The sequence below is a fragment of the Leptotrichia sp. OH3620_COT-345 genome (genome assembly GCF_003932895.1).
Classification (GTDB): domain Bacteria; phylum Fusobacteriota; class Fusobacteriia; order Fusobacteriales; family Leptotrichiaceae; genus Pseudoleptotrichia.
The window spans coordinates 1-18,123 of sequence record NZ_RQYW01000002.1 but is presented as its reverse complement, the minus strand read 5'-3'; the positions used below and the strand labels follow the sequence as shown (position 1 = coordinate 18,123).

The 18,123-nt window shown below is 26.8% G+C and carries 18 protein-coding genes; 15 read left to right on the top strand and 3 right to left on the bottom strand.

Annotated elements, in window-relative coordinates; genetic code table 11:
* Positions 1 to 16: 16 nt before the first annotated feature.
* The 8 genes from EII29_RS01335 (at position 17) to EII29_RS01305 (ending at position 8,452) form a co-directional block, all read left to right on the top strand.
* A complete protein-coding gene (locus EII29_RS01335; RefSeq protein WP_125235750.1) occupies positions 17 to 670 on the top strand; it encodes a C40 family peptidase in 654 nt (217 codons plus the stop codon).
* Between the two features lie 23 nt (positions 671 to 693).
* Complete coding sequence (locus EII29_RS01330) at positions 694 to 4,188, top strand: hypothetical protein (RefSeq protein WP_125235749.1); 3,495 nt, start codon at positions 694 to 696, stop codon at positions 4,186 to 4,188.
* A 179-nt stretch (positions 4,189 to 4,367) separates the two neighbouring features.
* Positions 4,368 to 4,889: a pantothenate kinase gene (locus EII29_RS01325; RefSeq protein ID WP_125235748.1), complete on the top strand. Its 522-nt coding sequence runs from the start codon at positions 4,368 to 4,370 to the stop codon at positions 4,887 to 4,889.
* Positions 4,890 to 5,211: 322 nt separating this feature from the next.
* Positions 5,212 to 6,468 carry an NlpC/P60 family protein gene (locus EII29_RS13115; protein ID WP_125235747.1) on the top strand — a complete coding sequence of 419 codons (1,257 nt, stop codon included), beginning with the start codon at positions 5,212 to 5,214 and terminating at the stop codon, positions 6,466 to 6,468.
* A gap of 452 nt (positions 6,469 to 6,920) precedes the next feature.
* A complete protein-coding gene (locus EII29_RS13140) occupies positions 6,921 to 7,028 on the top strand; it encodes a glycosyl hydrolase 108 family protein (RefSeq protein ID WP_125235924.1) in 108 nt (35 codons plus the stop codon).
* Positions 7,029 to 7,176: 148 nt separating this feature from the next.
* Positions 7,177 to 7,305 (top strand): hypothetical protein, encoded by a 129-nt coding sequence (locus EII29_RS12975; RefSeq protein ID WP_255410998.1) that lies wholly within the window; start codon positions 7,177 to 7,179, stop codon positions 7,303 to 7,305.
* 195 nt (positions 7,306 to 7,500) lie between these two features.
* Positions 7,501 to 7,959, top strand: coding sequence for a lysozyme inhibitor LprI family protein (locus EII29_RS01310; RefSeq protein ID WP_233573216.1), 459 nt, complete (start codon positions 7,501 to 7,503; stop codon positions 7,957 to 7,959).
* 91 nt (positions 7,960 to 8,050) lie between these two features.
* Positions 8,051 to 8,452 carry a hypothetical protein gene (locus EII29_RS01305; protein ID WP_148096394.1) on the top strand — a complete coding sequence of 134 codons (402 nt, stop codon included), beginning with the start codon at positions 8,051 to 8,053 and terminating at the stop codon, positions 8,450 to 8,452.
* 335 nt (positions 8,453 to 8,787) lie between these two features.
* Here EII29_RS01305 and EII29_RS01300 read toward each other — a convergent pair whose 3' ends face one another.
* Genes EII29_RS01300 through EII29_RS01290 form a run of 3 tightly spaced genes read right to left on the bottom strand, consistent with a single transcriptional unit; the run spans position 8,788 to position 9,595 of the window.
* The gene (locus EII29_RS01300) at positions 8,788 to 9,081 is read right to left on the bottom strand and encodes a hypothetical protein (protein WP_125235744.1); all 294 of its coding nucleotides are present in this window, start codon (positions 9,079 to 9,081) and stop codon (positions 8,788 to 8,790) included.
* Positions 9,078 to 9,326, bottom strand: coding sequence for a hypothetical protein (locus tag EII29_RS01295; protein WP_125235743.1), 249 nt, complete (start codon positions 9,324 to 9,326; stop codon positions 9,078 to 9,080). Before EII29_RS01295 ends, EII29_RS01300 begins: the two co-directional genes overlap by 4 nt.
* Before the next feature lie 50 nt (positions 9,327 to 9,376).
* Positions 9,377 to 9,595 carry a hypothetical protein gene (locus EII29_RS01290; RefSeq protein WP_125235742.1) on the bottom strand — a complete coding sequence of 73 codons (219 nt, stop codon included), beginning with the start codon at positions 9,593 to 9,595 and terminating at the stop codon, positions 9,377 to 9,379.
* A 387-nt stretch (positions 9,596 to 9,982) separates the two neighbouring features.
* Here EII29_RS01290 and EII29_RS01285 point away from each other — a divergent pair, with 387 nt between their 5' ends.
* From EII29_RS01285 to EII29_RS01255, 7 genes are all read left to right on the top strand, one after another.
* Entirely contained in the window at positions 9,983 to 10,579 is a 597-nt protein-coding gene (locus tag EII29_RS01285) for a S26 family signal peptidase (protein ID WP_125235741.1), read from the top strand.
* On the top strand, positions 10,576 to 12,198 hold the full coding sequence (locus EII29_RS01280; RefSeq protein ID WP_125235740.1) for a hypothetical protein: 1,623 nt from the start codon (positions 10,576 to 10,578) through the stop codon (positions 12,196 to 12,198). Before EII29_RS01285 ends, EII29_RS01280 begins: the two co-directional genes overlap by 4 nt.
* Entirely contained in the window at positions 12,179 to 14,578 is a 2,400-nt protein-coding gene (locus EII29_RS01275; protein ID WP_125235739.1) for a hypothetical protein, read from the top strand. The genes EII29_RS01280 and EII29_RS01275 overlap by 20 nt, the downstream gene beginning before the upstream one ends.
* Positions 14,579 to 14,601: 23 nt before the next feature.
* Complete coding sequence (locus tag EII29_RS01270) at positions 14,602 to 15,117, top strand: hypothetical protein (protein WP_125235738.1); 516 nt, start codon at positions 14,602 to 14,604, stop codon at positions 15,115 to 15,117.
* Positions 15,118 to 15,127: 10 nt separating this feature from the next.
* Complete coding sequence (locus EII29_RS01265; RefSeq protein WP_125235737.1) at positions 15,128 to 15,649, top strand: hypothetical protein; 522 nt, start codon at positions 15,128 to 15,130, stop codon at positions 15,647 to 15,649.
* A 29-nt stretch (positions 15,650 to 15,678) separates the two neighbouring features.
* Positions 15,679 to 17,646 (top strand): hypothetical protein, encoded by a 1,968-nt coding sequence (locus tag EII29_RS01260; RefSeq protein WP_125235736.1) that lies wholly within the window; start codon positions 15,679 to 15,681, stop codon positions 17,644 to 17,646.
* A gap of 223 nt (positions 17,647 to 17,869) precedes the next feature.
* On the top strand, positions 17,870 to 18,123 hold a 254-nt coding region (locus EII29_RS01255; protein ID WP_148096393.1), incomplete at its 3' end, for a hypothetical protein.

Sequence of the window (18,123 nt, the reverse complement as noted above, 5' to 3'; positions counted from 1 at the left end):
GAAAAAGGAGAAAAATTTGAAGAAGATACTATTTATCATGTTGATTATTCCGTCTTTTACTTTTGCCAGCAGAATGAGATTTACGATGGAAAAAAACAGAAAAGTCGAAAAAAATCAATCGAATGTAGAAGCAGGTAACTCTGTAAATAGAGAAAATCCTGATATACCTGCAGCTTCACGTAATTATGAAATAGGAGACGGTAATATAAAATCTACAAAAGAAAAATTAAATATAAATTTAAAACTTACAGGTTCAAAATCAAATAAATATGTTATGCTTAATAAAGCTCTTAATAAATTGGTAAGTGAATCAAGTACCTACCTTGGAATACCTTATTTGTGGGGAGGAACTACAAGAAAAGGTCTTGACTGTTCAGCTTTTGTTAAAAATGTGTATTCATCTATAGGAATTGTACTTCCGAGAGTATCAAGAGATCAAGCAAAGGTGGGAAGAAGTGTAAGCCTTGCAGCTGTAAGAAAAGGAGATCTCATATTTTTTGAAACTGATCCGAAAAGACCTGATACCGTCTCTCATGTAGGAATGTATCTTGGAAACGGAAAAATGATTCATGCTTCCAGTAGTAGCGATAAAGTAGTTATTGTTCCTCTTAATCAGGGATACTTTATGTCAAAAATGGTAGCTATTAAAAGAATAGTAGATATATCCTGATAGTAGCAGAAAGCGGGAAAAAAATGAAAGAAGGAAAAGTAAAAAATATTGACGAAAAATTTCGGGAATATTTCAGGAAAACTTTTTGTGTGGATAAAAAAAATTTAATACAAAGTTATAATGAAGAAGATATTGATTTAGAATATAATTTTAAAGCTCAAAAATATATTATTTCAAAAAATATATTTGAAACAATATATATAAATTTTTCCGAAGGGAAATATGAACAGCTCGGTCCTTTTTTTAGTAATCTAAAAATATTGTCGGAAAATAAAGGATATAATAAAGTAATAAAATATGAAAGCAATAATATTAAAGAAAATAAAAGAGGAAGAAATGGAGATTCATATTTTGAAAGAGAGGAAGAGTATTATCAGAATCAGAAAGAGGAATTTACTGATAAAAATTTGGAAAAACTGTATAGCGAAAGAAATAAGTTTTTGAAAATGGATTTTAAAAATATAGGATATTTTATGGGTACATTATATCCTCATAAACTTTATACTATATTAAATGAAAGCCAGGAAAAGTCGGATAAAATAATATTAACAGAAATGCTTAGCTATGACAGTCTTGCAGATAATTATGAAAAAAAACGGCAGGAAATGAAAAATAAAGAAATAATGAGTCTTCAAAAACTTTATTCATCAGAGGTGAAAATGTTTAATAAAATTTTTTTTGAAGAATTTGTATCAGATGTTTTGAAACATGGAGCAGAAAATATTCTGAAATCTTACATGTTTCCTTTTTTTAGTTTTCCGAAAAAAATTCTTTTCTGTGAAGGTTCTTCTGACGATTTAACCGATACGGTATTTAAAATATATGAAAATGAAAGACTGTATAATATAATAAAAGACAAAAAAGATTTTAAATTTGAATATGATAATGTAAAAAGAAATCTAAAAAAGGAATTTTATTATACAGATTTCGATAAAATAAATAGAATTGATAAATTAAAGGATAATTTTCAAATAAAAACTTTGGATACTTATACAGAGATTCTGGATTTTAATTCAAATGATTATTTAAAGGAGTATAGACAGTTAAAACCTTTTCTTGATAGGTATAATATGAAAAAAATGACAAGTCGTAATTTAAAAAAATTATATAAAGATAATGAAAGATTATTTAAAAATCTTGAAAAAAAGCTTGGAAAATCTCCATCCGATACTACCAAAAATATGATATTAAATAAGCTGATAATAAATGAATTTATGAAAAAAAAGATGAAAGGAAAAACGTATATAGTAATTGATGATACGGAAAATCCTTTTTTCGGACTTAAAGTTCCCGTTATAAACGGAAAAATTAATGTTGATTTTATTAATATGGAATTTGATATATTAAATCAGGAGAGTAGAAGTAATTTAATAAAAACAGCTGAAAGATTTGCCGATAATAGAGGAAGAATTGTAAATCAACTCATAAAAACAGAAGATGGAATTTTTGATTTTAATGATACTGATGATGAAATTAGAAATTTGATTTTCAATAAAATAGGGATTGAACCTGAAGAAGTTTTAGAGGACATAATTACAAATATCGAAGAATTAGAAAATATACTTAATGAAAATTCATCTGATTATATATTTAACGGGATAAATTATGAATTTAGCTCGAGACTTGACAGGGCTGTAATAAAAATTATTGATCCTCTTCTTACAACGAATCATGAAAACATTGAGAAAGTAGTTTCCCATATAAATGAAAATTCGATAATTAAAGAAAGTAGAGATATTTGTGATGATGACCTTGAAGAATTTTCGGAAAATATTTCTGAAAATCCTTATTTTAAAATAGAAAAAGCTGATCTATACAAACTTAAACAAAATAAGAATCAAATCAATAAAATGATAAGTCGGCATGTTCCTGCTGGTGATATTGTCGAAAAATATAAATTTAAAGATAAAAGTAATATGGCTTTTATATTAGGAGCATTTAAGCAAAGTTTCAGTGTGAACAGAGACGGTAAAATTTTTAAGGATAATCTAAAAGTAGAGGAAGTGAGAGAAAGTAGCTTCAGGAGAAGCGTAGATGGTAATGAGAACCTTGACGTTTCTTTTAAAGATAGTTTCTTTGAAGATGAACCGGATCTGAAGATTTTAAGAGGGCAGAGTAATTATATTCAGAATAAGGCTTTGGAATTTTCTGAAATGATAAAAGAAGCTCAGGAGAAAATAGATTTTTTTAATTTAAAAAATCAGGAAATTTTTAATGAGAATTTTGATAATATAATCAAAAATAAGAGTAAAATAAATCTTATTAAAGAAATAGAAAAAACGAAAATTGACATTGAAAATATAAAATTTTTCGGACAGAACATAGAAAGTATGAAAAAAAGTAATCTTCTGAAAACCAAGCTTCGTACAATGGAAAATAAGCTTACTTCCACAATGGCAGTGGAAATATTAATGAAAAATAAAATTATTGAAGAAAAATATAAAGATATATTGAGGGTTACAGATAGGTTTTATATTGAAGTTTTAAAAGATTTGATAAAAGAAAAATGGGAAGTACTACTTAGAGATTATTATACTGATACGGAACTGCTCAGAAATGATATAGTAATAAATCCTAAATTGAATTATCAGCTTAAAAGAGAAATAGAATACAGTTTCGGATTTTATAATACTGCTGGTGTTGAAGAAAAAGTAGAAGTACTAAATAGGATAATGGGGAATCTTGATATAAAAAGAATTAATAAAGATTTTTTAAATGAAAAACGTAAAAAAGCTGCAAATTTAGAGAAAAAATTACTTAGGGAAAACCAGACGGAACTTAATGAAAACAATAGAAAAATGCATGCACTTTTGAACAGAGATATAGAAAAACTTGAGAAAATGGATGAAGAAACGAAAAAAACTGTAAACAGGTTTGCAGACAGGTTTATAAACAGGCTTGAAAGCGAATCCGAAGACGGTGATTTTTCTGAAAAATTTTCTCTTAATAAATTCAGTGACAGGGAATTTATAGATTATATTATAAAATATGAAAATGTGGATAACAGCTATATAAGGGAACTTCTTGCAATAGATGGTGAAGGAACTTTTGTTGAAACGGATTATCACAATCAAAGTTTTCAGGAGCTGAATATAAGTGACAGATTTGCTCGTTACAGAGGGCAAATGAAAATTAATACACTTAGAAAATCAAATCTGACAGGAAGAAAAGTTTTTGAAAATAATGAAATAAAAAGATTTAGAAATAATCGGAAAAAGTTGAATGAGGAAATTGAAGAAGTAAAGTCCAGAATAAAGGAAATTTTGAGTGAAATTGAAAGAGAGTACGAAGAAGATATGAGAAAAATTGGTCAGGATAGGAAAGAATCTCTTCAAAATCAGGAGAAAACCAAAGAAAAATTAAATAACAATAAAAAAATTACTGTAATGAAAGCTGTAGAAATTAAGAAAGAAGAAGAAAGAACCGAAGCTGAAAGAGAGCATGAAGAAGATATGGAAAAAATCAGAGAAGAAAAGGAGGAAGCTACTGAATATGTGAGAGAAATGATGAATTATTAATTTTTAATACTGTATTATTAATATTTATCAAGATCTTTTATGTTAAGTCTATTATTTATTTTTAAATTTTATGTTGAAAGTAATAGATTTGATTTTTAAAAATTTTATTCCGATTTCGATAAAATTATAGTTTAAATATAGTAAAAAAATAAAAATAAATAAAAAGGGAGATGATTTTAATGAAAAAAAATAAAAGTAAATTATTGTTGACTGTTATAATATCAGTTATGCTGGTGGGTGTTTTATCTTGCGGTAAGGAAAATAATAAAGTTAAAAATAGCCTAAATGCTGAAAAGATTGAAAAACAAAGTGCTCAAGAACAGGCGGGAGAAAAGAACACTGAGGAGGAATTTACCGGATTAGGAATAAACAAGGAATTTAAAACAGATGGAAAACTTCATGAAGAAAAATTTTTAAATAAACAGTTTATGTATCCTGATAGTAATGGAAACAGCTTTAAAATAGAAAAAGACAAAAAAGGGTATTTTATAACATATTACTATATTGAAGAGTCTTCCAATTCAGAAGAAGAATATACTGAAAAGGTTGAAAAATCAAGATTGAAACTGCATAAAAATGTATATTTGATTGATGAAGAAGGAATACATGCCTACGGTTATGATACTGCACTGAAAAATGTGGTAATTTTAAATGCACGGGATAATTTCAGAATAATTTATGAAGCGGAAAAACCGGAATAGAAAATATAAAAATAAAAAACTGATATATTATCAGTTTTTTTTGTAGAAAAATAGCTTTAAATCCTTATAAATTAAAGCTTTGATAATATAATGTCGAAATTTGACAGATTTTGAGTTTATATTATAAAATATCTGTGTAAAATAGATTAGCTGATCTAAATAAAAAACTGAAAAATTTTTCAAAAAAATGATAGGAGAAATAAATAAGTTACAGAAATTTTAAAAAAATAATGACAATGCTTTTGTAAATATTTTCAAAAATCCAAACTCAAGCGTTATCATTATTAAAGAAAAAAATTAAAATCAGAGAGGAAGAGTTTTTATGTCTAATAATATGGAAGAATTATTAAATCTTAATAGTAGAAAAAAAGTAGAAAAGAAAAGTATTATTTCAATGGATGATTTAAGAAATGATGTTGTGAAAATGGCTGAAGAAATATTGGCAAAAAGAAAAGGAAACAACTATGTATGGGGGAAAAAGGGGCCTGATTATTTTGATTGTTCAGGATTTTCCTCATATGTTTTTAAAAAAACGGGATTAAAAATTCCTGAGGGTTCTGTAAATCAATCAGAATATGTGAACCATAATTTAAAAAGAAAAGATTTAAAACCGGGAGATTTAGTTTTTTTTGATACAGCGAAAAAGAAAGGTAAAGTAGGTCATGTGGGGATATATATAGGAGAAGGTAAATTTATAGATTCCGGAGGAGGAGGAGAGCGTAATAAAACTGTTGCAACCGCAGGACACGGAGTCAGAATTTCGAATTTGGACAGTGAAAAGTGGCAAAAAAGATTTTTAGGAGGATCTTCTCTTGAAAAAATAGCAGTTAAAAATAATATAGTTACAAAAAGTAAGGAAACTATAAAAAAAGGAATAGATACTTCTGACAAGGCAGTTACTGTCGAAAATAAGGAAAAGCTGAAAAAAGATATAGAAAGATTTGAAAGTATATTTAAATATCTTATAGATGTGGAAGGGGGATATTCCAATCATAAAAATGATAAAGGTGGAGCAACAAAGTACGGAATTATAGAAATAGAAGCAAGAAAATACGGATATAAAGGGGATATGCGTAATTTCCCACTGGAATCTGCAAAAGAAATTTACAAAAATAAATATTTCTACAGAAATAAACTTGATAAAATAAATGATGATAGAATAGCTCTTTCGATTTGCGACTGGATAGTTAATAGTGGGGCAAATGGAGTCAAAAAAGCCCAAAAAGTGTTGAATACCCTTAATGAAAATAGTAATCTGACAGTAGATGGAATAATAGGAAAACATACATTAGAGGCATTAAACAGTGTAGATCCTGAAAAGTTTCTCAAAGCTTATCATATTTCACAGAGGGAATATTATAATAATATAGTTAAAAGAAATCCTGAACAGGGAGTTTTTTTAAAAGGTTGGCAAAATAGGGTAAGTAAAAAGGAAGACTTCATTAAAAATAATCTAAATATTAATAATAAAGAACCTTTAAAAAATCTTTCGGAATGGATTGATAAAGCTGTTTCTGAATTAAGTCCGAATTTGAAAGAACAAAAAAATGAAAACAATATGAAAAATATTGTAAGATAAAAAGTATTTGTCGTATTTTGTGAAAAATTAGAAAATTAAAATATTATTTTTAAAAGAAACTGTCTATTTAAAAAATGATTAAAGAGACAGTTTCTTTATTAATAAATAAAATGTAATTTTTCAGGTGTGGATAATGTAATGATAAAATAAATAAAAATTAAAAAAACTGATAATACATCAGTTTTTTTAGGATAAAAATAGGTTTAAAATGAGATAATTTAAAGGTTTGAAGGTATAATGTCTAAATTTGACAAAGTGTGAACCACTGTTATAGAATATTTATATAATATAGAACAGCTAATTAAAAACTGAAAAATTTTTCAAATAAAAAATAATGTTAAGAGAGAGATTTCTATGTTTGAAAATATGGAAAAATTAACGAGGAGTTTTAGTAAGATTAAGGGGAAAATAGGAAAATTAACAAAGAAAAGAAAAAATAGAAATTTGAAAAAATATTTGAATATTTACTGAAAGTAGAAGGTAAGTATTTAAACGATAAAGGTGATAGCGGAGGTGAGATGAAATACGGTATTATAAAAGAAAAGAAAATAGAGATATAAAGAATTATAAGCTCTTGTAAAGGAGATTTATGAAAAGGATTGTTTTTACAAGAATAAACTTGATAGGATAATCGATAGCAGAATATTACTGTCAATTTATAATTGGTCAGTTAATAGCGGTTATTGGTTAATTAAAACACTGAAAGTATTGAATGTACTTAATGACAGTAGTGATTTAGATGTAGATCGGATAGTGGGAAAGCATACATTGGAAGCTTTAAATAATATAGATACTGAAAAATATCCTGAACGGAGGATTTCCCTGAAAGAATGCTGAATAATATGAATAAAAAAAGAAAGTTATATAGAAAATAATGTAAATGAAAAAGGAATTGGAACTTTGAAAAATAATGTTTTATTTAAGAATGAATTTTCTTCTGAAATAAAAATAGATTCAGATGAAAAAAATAAGGGAAAAATTACTAAAATGAAAATAAGATAAAGTTGATTTTAAATTGAGAATATGTTATAAATGAAACTAGAAATGAAAAAAATGGGAGATGATAATGTGAAGAAAATATTATTTATTATGATACTTTTATTCGGTGTTATAGGATTTTCAGCAGCCGGGAGTTATGAAGCGGCTTTAATAAAGAGAATGGAAGTTTTACAAAAAGAAGTGCAAGCAGGACTGGATTCAGGAGTGACAGCGGAAATGAAAAATGCAACATTCAAGTTACAGAAAGCATGGGATGAAGAATTAAATAAAGTTTATAAATTGATTATAGCTAAAGCTTCAAAAAGTGAAAAGGAAAAATTGCTCAATACTCAACGTGCCTGGATTAAAAAGAAAGAAAAAGCTGCATCAGAGGCGGCAAAAAAATTTGAAGGAGGAACTTTTGAAAGTTTGATTTACAGTCAGACTGAACTGAAGTTCACTGAAAAAAGGACAATAGAATTGGCAAGATTATATGACAGCATGCGTAAATAAAATAAAAACCGCCCTCTATGGGTGGTTTGTTTTTAAACTTTTGTTTTTGCGATTTTTAAAACAGTGAAAAAGTTGTAATTTTGAAATTAATATGAATAAAAAAGAAAGGCAAAGGAATATGTGTAACAGAAAAATAGTGACAATATTTGTAATGATAATTTTTATGTTTTTTTTATCGGCTCAGGGATATGCTGCCGATATAGATAAGAATGCACTGGAAATAACACAGGATGTTAACGGTACACTTTTCGGATATATCCAGTTTCTTCAATGGATAATAACGGGAGTAGTGCTTTTTATAGCAGTTTTGGGAATTTTTCCGGAACTTTTTACGGCAGGTCGTCCGCCTGATTTGGCAGGAATGTTCATGAAATTTATTCAGGCAGCTGTCATTATCGGAATTACGTGGGCAGTGGGAGATCTTATTTACTGGATTTTTGGTGCAAACATAGATCCTGAGATGATGGTTCGGAATTTATATCTGATAGTGTAGTATCTTTTGTTGACTTTATAATTAAATTGTTTTAATTGTAAAGTAGATTGATATGGGTTGAGTTATTGTGCAAAATTATTTAAAAAATAAAACATTTATTAACTCGGAAAAGAAATTAGAAACCATTTTTTAAAAATAATAAAATATGAAAAAATAATAAAAAGAGTCGTTTTATAAAATAAAAAATATATCAAACTTGAATTTTTTATATTATACTTTTTTATAGAAATATTAAAAATATTAATTTTATAGAATTATTTTTACCTTATGGAACAACTCTTTTTCTAATAAAAAATAAAAAACGATTATATTGTATAAAGATAATTAAAAAAAACTTAATATGCTATAAGGTATGTTACAGTTATAAAGGCAATACCGATAAGTAATACTCTTATCAGATTTACTTTTCCCTTAAAACACAATATTATATTTATGAGGCATATTATAAAAATATTATAGTATAAAATTCGTGATATATAATCTGTAACAAAATTTACTTTAGTCATTTTTATTATATTTATAAGAATGAAAGAAAAAAATAAAGGTACATTTTCTGAAATTTTACTATAATACTGATAAAATATAAAAATCGAAATGGCAGCTATAATAAATTGCGTTATTTCACTCATTGTATTCTCCTTTGCTTTCTTATGAGAGTTATTTTAATTTCCTTTTCCCTTTTGTCGTCTGTTAATATTCCCCTGAACCTGTTTAAAGTAACAATGTCAATTATTTTAGTGACTATTCCTTTTTCGCTGAGCTTGCTGCTTATGTCGACTTCGTATTCTCTTAAAGTATCATCGGAAGCTTTTCCTTTTACGAGTTCTCTATCTCCGTTTGTATAGTACATAATAATATTTATAAAATTTTCCATAATCATTATGTCTTCATTTGTTCTTACACGGTGTTTTATTATGAGACTTTCTATTTTGTTATCTGAAAAGATGATTGTTCCACTTCCTTTTTTCCCGTAAAAGTCATATCATTTTCTCGAAGTTCGATTTTTATGCTTTTACTATTGGGATCATGTTCATCAAGTATTCGCTTGTATATTAAGTTTTGTCCGTCAAATGAATATATATTTATTCCTATTATGAACATTAACAGAATTAAAATTTTCCTTATTTTTTCTTTTTTATTCAAAATGTATTCTCCTTTCATTTTTATAAGATAAATAATTATATCATAGGAATTATACACTTTGTCAAATTTTAGAAATTTTACTTTTTTCAATTGATTTTTTTGTCTTTGTTTATAAAAGATAAAAATAAAAAATTTAGTTAAGGATTTTTTTTAATAATAAGAGAGAAAATTGTGAGTCTAACAGAGTAGATGAAATTTTTATGAAATATATCAAAATTTTTATATTATTTTTCCAAAAATATTATAGAAACATATATAAAAATTTTTTTCCGAAAAAATACATTGAAATAATTGATTTTATTACTCTATGGATAATTTTTGGTGAAATTTGTCTAAAGAAAAAATAAGTGATATAATAAAATAAAAATAAATTATTAGGGGAAAATAATGAATATTTTAAATATATCCAAAGGAAAAATAACGGAAATTTTAAAAATAATGAAAAAACATAAATTTACAACAAAGCTTGTTACACTGTTTTTTATTTTTTTCAGTATAACATTTTGCCTTAGCAGAATAACATATAATGTAACAGACAGTTTAACAAAAGGCGTATATCTGAAAAAGTTTTTTCCTGATTATAGAAAAGGAAATTTGGTACTTTTTATAATGGATAAAAAATATTCAAAATATATAGAAAATTTTCCAAATAAAGACAAAATGAAAAACATATATTTGCTAAAAAGAATCGTAGCTGTGGAAGGAGATATTATAGAAATAAAAAATGACGGAATGCTGTTTATTAACAGTGAGAAAAAAGGGAAAATACTGAAAATAAAAGGAATTACCGATACTATAGAAAATACAAAATATATTTTAAAAAAAGATGAGTATTATCTTATGGGAGATACCGAAACATCCTTTGATTCACGCTATTTAGGTATTTTAAATAAAAGAGACTTTAAATATGAAATGAAACTTTTAATAAAAGAAGAAATCCTTGAGAAATTTATAAATAAAGTAGCGAAAGGAAAAAAGGCATGAAAGAATATGGAGAAACTTTTATAGATAGAGTTCTCACAAATGATGAAATAAGAAAATTACAGGAAGAAAAAATAGAAGACAGGGGAAAAAGAAAAAAATTTACAGACGGAAGTTTACATAATATTGGTAAAAAATACCGTAAGAATATAAAAGTAAAAGAAAGTGACTATAGAAATATTAATGAAAAGCTTAATAATATATATAGAAAGTATTATGAAAAAATTCAAGAAGGAGAAATTACAACACTTGAAGAGTTCTATGATATGATAATGATAGCTTTTGTACTTTATGAACATTTGGAAAAGGTAAATTTTACTGAAAAGACTGAAAGTAATAACAAGCTTCTTGAATTTAAAAATAAAATCAGAAAATACAATGAATTAAAAGCTGAAAGAAAAAATTATAACAAGTATAATAAAAAATATGCTACAGATATAGAAACAAAACAGTATGAAGCTGAAATAAGAAGAATAGATGCTCAAACAGATACAGTTAGAAAAGAAATGACACAGTTTGTAAATGTATTATTAAGCGAACTTTGGGAAGATTATGGAAAATTCAAAAGTTTTATCCGAAAAGAAGAAAATCTTGTAATACTTGGAGAACTTGCTGAACTCAACAGTTCATTTGAAGAGCTGGATGAAGTAAATATATTTGAAAATTCCATAGATATTAGAAATAAACTGGAAAACTATTTGGAAGAAATAGAACAGTTTGATTTTCATATAAATGAAAAAAATGATACTAATAACAGTATTGAAAATATTTTGAATGCATTTCGTAAAGAAAATGACATAATAAATTTAATGAGACATTTTACTTATGCCAATATTCTTATAAGAAACAATATAATGAAGTTTCCCTTAATTTCTCAAGAATATAAGGAAAATTCAAATATTATGCAGGAGATAAAGTTTTTGAAATATGAAATTCTAAGTCATCACAGAAACAGTCTGACTTATCGTGATAATGTAAAAATTGATGATGAAATGATGGAAAATTACAGTGATCCTTTGTTTTATGATTTACTTTATCTTCAGTATAACAGGGAGAATGAAGACAAAAAAAGTTTTCTGACATTTGAAAATCTTGACAGTACAGAGAGAAATTATAAAACAGACCTGAAAACGGATAATCCAGGAATTATAATTAGTGGAGACAAAGTAACTTTAAACTGTAACATAAATGACTTTATACAAATTTCAAATGCACTGGAATTAATAGAAAAACTCAAAGAAGAAGATACACAGAAAGATTTTCTGACTTTTCTTTATAAGGATGAAGGATATTATGAAAACAGAAAATTTAAACTTAAAAGTAAATTTATGTCTGAAAGAGAAAATGTTTTAAGAAGAATTGAGAAAGTGAGCGAAATTGAAAAAGAACTTATTATAAAAAGAATGAGATTAATTTCGACTGAAAGGAAGTTTATTTTCACTCTGCTTGAGAAAACAGAAAATGAAACTGAAGATTTTAAATTGATTATGATCAAATTACTTAAAGAGCCGTTTTTTATAAAGAAAATAATAAAAGCTGAAAATATTGAGAAAAATCGGGGATATCAAGAACTTTACAGAAAAATAACCGGTGGTGAAAAAAATGGTAAAAAGACTCTATAATCTCAGTTTTAGAAATATAAATGAGCTTAATAATATAAGTCTTAATTTCAATGATGTAAGAAATATACTTAACAGTGATGTAAACATAGAAAAGACAGGAAAAATCGTAATAAATTCCAATCCTGATTTAACTTATGAAATAAGTGACAGTGAAAAACAGAAGGAAGTAAACGGTTTTCTTTCTGAACAGATAATAAAAATTCAAAAAAGAAAAAAGGTGATTTTTGAAACTTTTATAAAGGGAAAAGACAGTTTTCTCGAAAATAGAAATGATAATAAGGAAACCGACTATATAATAAGTGTACTGGATTTTTACAATTTTTTCGGAAAAGAGAATATTACAGTTCAAGTAAATGACGATGAACTTGAAAAAAATTATAATGAAATTTCAAAAAAAATAGCCGATAGACTTTACAGTATATATGTAAAAAGATGTGACAGTTATAAAAAACGGAATGCTAAAGATGAATACAATAAAAAAAGGGACAGTATAAATAAAAAAATTAAAAACCAGAAAAGGGAAATTAATCAGTCGTATATTTTAATGAAAATATTCAACTTTATAAAAAAGAATTTTCAGTATGAAATACCTTATCTTTCTGAAGATGAAAAAGGAAACAGTGAAATAAAATATAAAAAAGAAAGTTTTTTAGCTGAGATACCTGTAATGAAGAGTCTTAAACTTAATTTTTCCGAAAATAAAATTAATATTAATGATGAAAAAAAACTTGAATTAATTGAGAAAAAGGTCATTAAAGCGAGACTGACTTTTGATAGGGGAAATAAAAGTATTTTAATTCCTGAGTCTTTTTTCGGAAATGATAACGGTGTATACAGGATAACAGGATATATCTCTGAAAATGGAGAACTTGTAAAAAATGAAGTTTCTAAAAAAGAGCTTTTTAGAAAACTTATATTTGAAAAATTTAAAAAAATGATGGGGAAAAATCTGACTATACGGACAGAAGAGGGACAGCCGATAAAATATTATGCTGTAAATACAGATTTATACAATATTGATACAGAGAGTATAACGCTTATTAATATAGTAGAAAATGTAGTGTTCAAGGAAATTACCGATGAGCTTAGACCGTATATTATAGGAGCTTATAACAAAGACGGAAAAAATATGAGAAAAAGTATAAAGCTGAACGATATGGAGAAAATTTCCCAAATATCGGATTATAAAAGAGAACAGATTGAGCTTCTTTTTAAAAATAAAGAAAGAAATTTTTTCAAGAAGATAGAAAGAAAATATTTAAAACTTGAAAAAAAATATATGGAAAATGAAGTAAATGAAGAAATAAAGAAAAAAGTAAAATATGATATCAGTGAGAATATAAAAAAGGAAAAAGAAAATTATTTTCAGACTGTTAGAGAGATTAAAAAGAAAATGAACGCTAATCTTGCTGAGTTAGAGAGGAAAAACAAAGATTTTTCTTTTAATTTTAAAGTAAAGAACCTGAGAAAAAAAGAAGAGATGAAACTTGGAGTAAAAGACAGAGTTACAGGAATATTTCTTGATGATATATATAATATTTTGAACAGATATAAAAACTTTTATTTTAAAAGTGAAAACATTTTAAATGAAAATAGAGTAACAACAATGGAAGAATATGATAAAAGTATTATACATATAGATAAAGACTTTCTGTTTATAAAGATTTTTATGGAGCTTTGGGAAAAATTTGACTTTGTCATTCCTTTGCTTGGTGAATATGGTGAAAAAAAAAGTGATAAATTTGTTACAGTAGCTTTTTTTAATAATATGAATAATGTGAACTCTTTTCTTGACAACATCGTATATAATGCGGTCGATATACATATTATAAAAGACAAGTACAAAATTTTCAGGAAAAGTAATATAAAGAGAGAAATGCTTTTTCTTAACCCACAAGGGAAAATAGAAAGAAAAAAGGTGACTTATTCAGAATATCTTAACTATAAATATAAAATGAAATATAAAATAAACAGGAAAAATCCTTTTGAAACTGATTTTGATTATGAAGTTATGCCGCCTAACATATTTAAGTACCATAGGATATTAGGAGAGAATATAAAATATCTGTTTATTAATATAAATTCTAATAAAGAACTTAAAATAAGCAGTCCGTTGTTTAAAAATTATGGGAAATTTATAAATATTATGCTTATACTGGATGGGATAATAAACCTAGGCAACAAAGTTCTCGGATATGAGAATGAAGAAAAGAGAAAGGAAATAATACTCAGAAATTTTATTCCGAACAGTAACAGTTTTGATATTTATGTAAATGAAGAATATATTGAAACGACTCATTACAATCTCGATGTAAATAGTGAGACATACAGAATTGAAACAGTTGAGCAAAGAATGAAAAACATACTTTCAGGAATATAATATATTTTAAGGAAAGGGAAAAAATGATGTTTAGAGATATAATACAGATTTTACTTATGTTAGTTATGATTTTTATATTAAAAAAATCAGGATTTACAATTTATGGAATGAAGAGGAAAATAAAAGGTTATATAAAAGTAACTGAAAATGAAAATAGAAAAATTTTAATTACAATCAGAAAAAAAATATTCGGAATATTTGACAGAGAAAAAACTTATGAACTGAAATATGTAAAAATAAAAAATAGCATTAAAGAAATAGAAAGTTATTTTGATATTGTACTGAAAAATCAGGAATATATTTTAAGAGAGGTGGAGGCCGACGGTCTTTTTGATTTCAGAAAAAAAGCCGTGATATATTTAAGAGACTCCATTCCTGCATTTGAAAGACTTTCTATCAGATTTCTTCCCGAAACGGAATTGAAAAATTTAATAAGGGAAATGTTGGAACTAGATATTATAGAACTTGAAGAAAGTGATTTCAGAACTTTTGCCGAAAAATTGAATTATAACCGACTTTTTAGAAAGCAGGATAAATAAAGGAGGAAAAATGAAAAGGAATAAATTTACGGATTTTATACTGTCACTGGAAGAAGAAATGACTTTAGGTAAATATATAGTGCAGAAAAAATATGTTTTTATAGGTATACTCGGAATAGCAATATATATTATTATTTCACTGTTTAATGCAAATTTTGTGAGAATTACAAATACAGGAGAAAAAAGAGAACTGGAAAGTAGAGAAATTGTAAGTGAGCAGGGAAAAGTAATCGAAGAGGAAATGAAATCGTTTGAAGAAAAACCTGAAGGAGTCAAAACTTACGAACAAAGTATAAATGAAGTACTTTCAATGTCCAATGAAGAAATAAAAGAGCTTCTGAAAGAGCAGAATATGTTTATTTCAGATGAGGATATAGTCAAGTTCAGAGAAGAAGTGAGAAAGAATATGCCTAAGAGTGAAGAGGAAATGTTGAGACAGGCGGAGGAATTTAAAAAATTTGAAGAAGAAACAATGAAAAAAGTTTATGAAGAAGCGAAAAAAGTAACTAAAGAACAGAAAAAGGGAATATAAATTTTTTGAAAGAAAGGAGAAGAATAAACTTGAAAAAAATTTTAACTATTTTGTTTCTTATTATAAATATAATGACATTTTCAACTTCGGATAGCCAGGACAATTGTGAAAATCAGTTGTCAGATATGAAAATAAAACTTTTGGCAGAACTTAATTACGGACGGCGGGGGAATATGGATCAGTCATATAAATCATACGATACAATAGTGAACAATTATAATCTGGCAATTTTTGGCAGAAAAAGTGTAAGTTGTCATTTAAATGTGGTAAATCATCTTAATTTAATTAATAAGATAAAAAATATTCAGCAGACGTTGAATAGTCAGATTAATAACAATTTTAACGGGAAAAGACAGATTCCCTATAATCAGAATTATACGTATAACGGACATGAATATGAATATGAAATAAAACGGGGTGATATCGAAGATTCGTCAGGGAATACATATACTACGGAAAAAAAACAATCAAATACGGCACTGGAAGGAACAGACCATGCGGGACTTATAAAATACATGTACGGTATTGCGGGAATATCAACAGCTGCTTTTAATGAACTTGATTTGGAAGATTTTGCAGCCATGACAAAATATCAACTGAAACAGGGAATGCCTTTAAGACCTGGAGATCTTATCATTATGAACTATAAAAATAACAGTTCTATTGATACAGTTGGATTAGTTTATCAGGATACAGGGGGTCAGCTGAAAATGCTCGAAATGGGAGGAAATATGTATGAAGAAGGTTCAAGTGTAAAATCTTTTGTACCGATGACGGATGCAAATAATACAGCATATGTAGTACCTTTTGAAACTGTTATAAGTAAAGCTTATTTCATTGATGATGAAACAAATATAGCCGAACGGGAGGACATAAAAAAAAGTGTATACAGCAGGGGGAAAATATTGAATCTTCCGTCGGTGAATCCTAAAATAACTACATATAGTATGCCGAGAAATCAAGTTTATTTGGCGTATAACGGATTTACTTCTGCGGATCCTTTAGCCGAAGCTACAGAAAATATTAATCAGGAAAATATAATAAAAGAGATTACAGGAATGACGGGGAATTTCTTTTCAACTGCCAATAAAGGAATGGCGGGATTTTCAACTTTAATAATGGCTATTATGGTGTTTCTGATTACAATAAATGTTTTATGGACGGTCTTTAAAGGAGGACTTCACGGTTCATTAGAAGAAATTATCAAAAGCATTTTAGGGCAGATAGCTCAGAAAGCTCCATATTTTGTTTTTGTGGCACTTTATCCCGTGTTGATGAAAAATGTAGTAATGCCTTTATTTCTTCATAAACTGCCAACACATCTTTTCGGAAGTTTTATAAATGCAAGTAAAATCCCCGTGGAAAACGGTAAATATGTGACGTATTCCGATTTGATAGTACATATTGTAAAGAAAGGAATGCCGCTTATCATAGGGACATTCGGAGCGGGAGTTATGAAACAGAAAGAATCTATAAGTGGATTATTCAGATTTTTCAGTACAATATGGAAAGTTATAGGAGGATGGTTTTCAGGAGATGTTTCAGTACTTGAAAAAGCATGGGAAACATTTGGTCTTCTTTTTTCGATATCGAGAGTGATAATGCAGGCAGTAATATTCAGACCTATTACTTCCCTTGCAGGACTTATGACTATAATAACGCTACTTAACATTGCACTTAATATATTTTTAAGTTCATTGACATTCATAATTTCTACATCAGTAGGTTTGTTTTATATGATATTCGGAATGAATGATATAACAAAATCAAAAGCTTTGAATACATTGCAGATAATTATAAGCGGATTTTTACAGTATCTTGTGAATTTCGGAGTAATTATTGTTCTTGCAATGATAATAGAAATGATAGGTAAGTCTTCATTGGGAGTAATATTGACACCGTTTAATTTTGTTAATACCATTAAAGTCTTTTTGTGTATAAGTATCATTCAGAGTGTAGTAAAGCAGGTAGGAGTATCGATTGCAATTAACTTCTAAAAAAATTACAAAATTTTTGATATAAAAAAATATATAAATTTAGTGAAAAATGAAAGAAATTCTTTAAAAAATAAAGGGAAATAATAATAAATATCATATTTTTTGAAAATTGCTTTTTCCTTTTGAATAAGGTATAATTAATTAAAATAATTAAAGGAAATTTTCATTATGGGTAATTGATAAGTATTTTTAGAGAATATATTTTGCATAAAAAGGAGGGAGAATGAAAATAAAAAGAAAGAGTCTGCTAAGTACAGGCAGGCTTGTGTTAATAATGTTTATGCTACTGAGTGCAGTTTCCTTTGCAGATGCCAATTCAGATGCCTTTGCCCAAGTATTTAAAGAAGCATCAAAGCAGGGAGGGAGTATAATAGGCAGGGTAGTAAATGCATTATATTACGGAATGCTGATAGTGTATCGCGGAGTATCTTTAAAATTAAGTCAGCTATGTGGAGGGGTATTATTATTTTTCATGAC